Origin of the sequence: Aeromonas veronii bv. veronii (assembly GCF_000820225.1) — a bacterium.
Classification (GTDB): domain Bacteria; phylum Pseudomonadota; class Gammaproteobacteria; order Enterobacterales; family Aeromonadaceae; genus Aeromonas; species Aeromonas veronii.
Map to the genome: position 1 here is coordinate 1 of NZ_CDDK01000021.1, position 1,240 is coordinate 1,240.

At 54.3% G+C, this 1,240-nt stretch carries 1 protein-coding gene; it reads left to right on the forward strand.

What is annotated here, in order from left to right; all coding sequences use genetic code 11:
* The first annotated feature begins 69 nt into the window (after nucleotides 1-69).
* Nucleotides 70-1,232 (forward strand): IS3-like element ISAve4 family transposase gene (locus BN1139_RS20980; RefSeq protein WP_085942036.1). Its coding sequence is split into 2 segments (ribosomal slippage): nucleotides 70-325 and nucleotides 325-1,232, totalling 1,164 coding nucleotides; the frame shifts between segments, so codons are not numbered across the junction.
* Nucleotides 1,233-1,240: the final 8 nt, after the last annotated feature.

The window sequence follows — 1,240 nt, forward strand, 5'->3', positions numbered from 1 at the left end:
CTGTAGTGGTCTAATCATCCCGGACACCATTTTAGGTGGTACAGTCGCCACCATGACCTGAGGTGTTCAATGACAAGATTACGTCGCTCATTTACTGCCCAATTCAAACTTGAAGCCGCATCCCTGGTGCTCGACCAGGGATATTCTGTCCCTGAAGCCAGTCGTTCACTGGATGTCGGTGAAACCGTACTTCGCCGCTGGGTTCAGCAACTGCAATCCGAACGCAGTGGCACAACCCCAACTAATAAAGCGCTGACACCAGAACAGCAGAAAATTCAGGAGCTGGAAGCCCGCATCAACCGGCTCGAACGTGAAAAGGACATTCTAAAAAAGGCTACTGCTCTCTTGATGGCGGACGAGTTCACACGTACGCGCTGATAGACCGATTAAGGGAGCAAGCCCCCATCACTCTGGTCTGCTGCGCCTTCGATGTTCCTACCTCCTGTTTTTACGATTATCTGGCTCGCAGGCGGACGACTAACCGTGAACGTATGCAACAGCGCTGTGAGTTGCGCCGTTTGTTCAAAGAAAGCCGGAACTCAGCGGGCAGCCGTGCCTTGATGTCGATGATGCGAGAGTTGGGGTATCAGATTGGTCGATGCAAAGTACGTAACCTGATGAAGGAAGCCGCTCTGGTATCCAAACAGCCGGGCGCGCACCGCTATAAGGTGGCGCGGTCAGAACGACCGGATATACCCAATCTGCTGGCCCGAGAATTTGATGTCCAGCAACCCAATCAGGTGTGGTGTGGCGATATCACCTACGTCTGGGCAGGTGGTCGCTGGCATTACCTGGCAGCGGTTCTTGACCTGCACACCCGGCGGGTCGTGGGCTGGGCGATGTCAGATAAACCAGATGCCGAGCTGGCCATCAAAGCACTTGAGATGGCGTATCAGCAACGAGGTTGTCCGTCAGGCGTGCTGTTTCACTCTGACCAGGGCAGCCAATATGGCAGCCGGGCATTTCGGCAACGACTGTGGCGCTACCGCATGACCCAGAGTATGAGTCGGCGTGGCAACTGCTGGGATAACGCCCCGATGGAACGGTTGTTCAGAAGCCTGAAGTCAGAGTGGCTCCCGGCTATGGGATATATGAGCTTGCGAGAGGCAAAACGAGATATCAGTTATTACCTGATGGATTACTACAGCTGGCGGCGTCCACATCAACACAATGACGGGATACCGCCAGCAAAAGCCGAAGAACGGCCTAACCAAGTGTCCGGATTTAGTTGACCACTACA